2 rRNA genes are annotated in these 3281 nt (G+C 50.1%); both read left to right on the top strand.

The features are described 5' to 3' along the window. Positions 1 to 140 precede the first annotated feature (140 nt). A 23S ribosomal RNA gene (locus FD19_RS09440) occupies positions 141 to 3059 on the top strand. A 104-nt stretch (positions 3060 to 3163) separates the two neighbouring features. Continuing rightward, a 5S ribosomal RNA gene (gene rrf / locus FD19_RS09435) occupies positions 3164 to 3280 on the top strand. The last annotated feature ends 1 nt before the right edge of the window (position 3281 follow it).

Below are 3281 nucleotides of genomic sequence, written 5' to 3'. Positions count from 1 at the left end.
TGTTTGTACTTTGAAAACTGGATATCATTGATTTTAAGTTTTAAATGCCGAGAACACAGCGTATTTGTGCGAGTTTCTTATGCTGACCGCAAGGTCAGTGAAATTCGAATCGCGATAACCGACAAATTTATATTTGTCTAGGTTAAGTTACAAAGGGCGCACGGTGAATGCCTTGGCACTAGGAGCCGATGAAGGACGGGACTAACACCGATATGCTTCGGGGAGCTGTACGTAAGCTTTGATCCGGAGATTTCCGAATGGGGCAACCCAACTTGAGTGATCAAGTTATCACATAGTGAATTCATAGCTATGTTGAAGGTAGACGCGGGGAACTGAAACATCTAAGTACCCGCAGGAAGAGAAAGAAAAATCGATTCCCTTAGTAGCGGCGAGCGAAACGGGAAGAGCCCAAACCAAAGAGCTTGCTCTTTGGGGTTGTAGGACTGAACATTGGAGTTACCAAAGTAAGTGATAGACGAAGTTAGCTGGAAAGCTACGCGAAACAAGGTGAAAGCCCTGTAGTCGAAATTGCTTACCCTCCGTTCAGGATCCTGAGTACGGCGGAGCACGTGAAATTCCGTCGGAATCCGGGAGGACCATCTCCCAAGGCTAAATACTCCCTAGTGACCGATAGTGAACCAGTACCGTGAGGGAAAGGTGAAAAGCACCCCGGAAGGGGAGTGAAATAGTTCCTGAAACCGTGTGCCTACAATTAGTCGAAGCCCGTTAATGGGTGACGGCGTGCCTTTTGTAGAATGAACCGGCGAGTTACGTTATCATGCGAGGTTAAAGTGAAAAGCTGAAGCCGTAGCGAAAGCGAGTCTGAACAGGGCGCCTAAGTATGATGATGTAGACCCGAAACCAAGTGACCTACCCATGTCCAGGTTGAAGGTGTGGTAAAACGCACTGGAGGACCGAACCCGTATATGTTGAAAAATGTTGGGATGAGATGTGGGTAGCGGTGAAATTCCAAACGAACTTGGAGATAGCTGGTTCTCTCCGAAATAGCTTTAGGGTTAGCCTCGGATGATGAATAGCGGAGGTAGAGCACTGTTTGGACTAGGGGCCCATCATGGGTTACTGAATTCATATAAACTCCGAATGCCGCATATTTTAGTCCGGGAGTCAGACAGTGAGCGATAAGGTCCATTGTCGAAAGGGGAACAGCCCAGATCACCAGTTAAGGTCCCTAAATCTATGCTAAGTGGAAAAGGATGTGGCGTTGCACAGACAACTAGGATGTTGGCTCAGAAGCAGCCACCATTTAAAGAGTGCGTAATAGCTCACTAGTCGAGTGACGCTGCGCCGAAAATATACCGGGGCTTAAGCATAGTACCGAAACTGTGGGTGTCCACTACGTGGACGCGATAGGAGAGCGTTCTAAGTGCGTTGAAGGTCGATCGTGAGGACGACTGGAGCGCTTAGAAGTGAGAATGCCGGTATGAGTAGCGAAAGACAGGTGAGAATCCTGTCCACCGTATGACTAAGGTTTCCTGGGGAAGGCTCGTCCTCCCAGGGTTAGTCGGGTCCTAAGGCGAGGCCGAGAGGCGTAGTCGATGGCAAACAGGTTGAGATTCCTGTACTAGATTATTTTGTTTGAGCGATGGAGGGACGCAGGAGGCTAAAGCATGCATCCGGCTGGAAATGGATGTCCAAGCGCCAAGTCTTGAAGCGAGTGAAATGCTTACTTCTATAAGGACAAGACGTGATGGGGAGCGAAATTTAAGTAGCGAAGTGCTTGATGTCACACTGCCGAGAAAAGCTTCTAGTGAGAAATAATCTACCCGTACCGCAAACCGACACAGGTAGTCGAGGAGAGTATCCTCAGGTGTGCGAGCGAACTCTCGTTAAGGAACTCGGCAAAATAGCCCCGTAACTTCGGAAGAAGGGGTGCTGACCGCAAGGTCAGCCGCAGTGAATAGGCCCAAACAACTGTTTATCAAAAACACAGGTCTCTGCTAAATCGTAAGATGACGTATAGGGGCTGACGCCTGCCCGGTGCTGGAAGGTTAAAAGGATGAGTTAGCGTAAGCGAAGCCCAGAATTGAAGCCCCAGTAAACGGCGGCCGTAACTATAACGGTCCTAAGGTAGCGAAATTCCTTGTCGGGTAAGTTCCGACCTGCACGAAAGGCGTAATGATTTGGGCACTGTCTCAACGAGAGACTCGGTGAAATTATAGTACCCGTGAAGATGCGGGTTACCCGCGACAGGACGGAAAGACCCCATGGAGCTTTACTGTAGCTTGATATTGAGTGTTTGTACCGCTTGTACAGGATAGGTAGGAGCCGTAGAAACCGGAACGCTAGTTTCGGTGGAGGCGTTGGTGGGATACTACCCTTGCTGTATGAACGCTCTAACCCACGCCGCTCAGCGCGGCGGGAGACAGTGTCAGGTGGGCAGTTTGACTGGGGCGGTCGCCTCCTAAAATGTAACGGAGGCGCCCAAAGGTTCCCTCAGAATGGTTGGAAATCATTCGCAGAGTGTAAAGGTATAAGGGAGCTTGACTGCGAGACTGACAAGTCGAGCAGGGACGAAAGTCGGGCTTAGTGATCCGGTGGTTCTGTATGGAAAGGCCATCGCTCAACGGATAAAAGCTACCCTGGGGATAACAGGCTTATCTTCCCCAAGAGTCCACATCGACGGGAAGGTTTGGCACCTCGATGTCGGCTCATCGCATCCTGGGGCTGTAGTCGGTCCCAAGGGTTGGGCTGTTCGCCCATTAAAGCGGTACGCGAGCTGGGTTCAGAACGTCGTGAGACAGTTCGGTCCCTATCCGTCGCGGGCGCAGGAAATTTGAGAGGAGCTGTCCTTAGTACGAGAGGACCGGGATGGACATACCGCTGGTGTACCAGTTGTGCCGCCAGGCGCATCGCTGGGTAGCTACGTATGGACTGGATAAACGCTGAAAGCATCTAAGCGTGAAGCCACCCTCAAGATGAGATTTCCCATTCCTTTATGGAAGTAAGACCCCTGAGAGATGATCAGGTAGATAGGTTGGAAGTGGAAGTACAGTGATGTATGGAGCGGACCAATACTAATCGGTCGAGGACTTAACCAAATGGTTGAATACGTCGGATTCAACCGCGACACAGATACGCGTTCTATGGTAAACTTAAAGCAATGATAGCCAGTTTTGAGGGTATAAACTCTCAAACAAAATAGTGTGGTGGCGATAGCGAGAAGGATACACCTGTTCCCATGCCGAACACAGAAGTTAAGCTTCTCTACGCCGATAGTAGTTGGTGGGAAACTGCCTGCGAGGGTAGGAAGCTGCCACGCT

Source organism: Lacticaseibacillus thailandensis DSM 22698 = JCM 13996, assembly GCF_001436135.1.
Classification (GTDB): domain Bacteria; phylum Bacillota; class Bacilli; order Lactobacillales; family Lactobacillaceae; genus Lacticaseibacillus; species Lacticaseibacillus thailandensis.
Note: the sequence above shows the minus strand (reverse complement) of the source record. Positions and strands in the feature narration are given on the sequence as shown.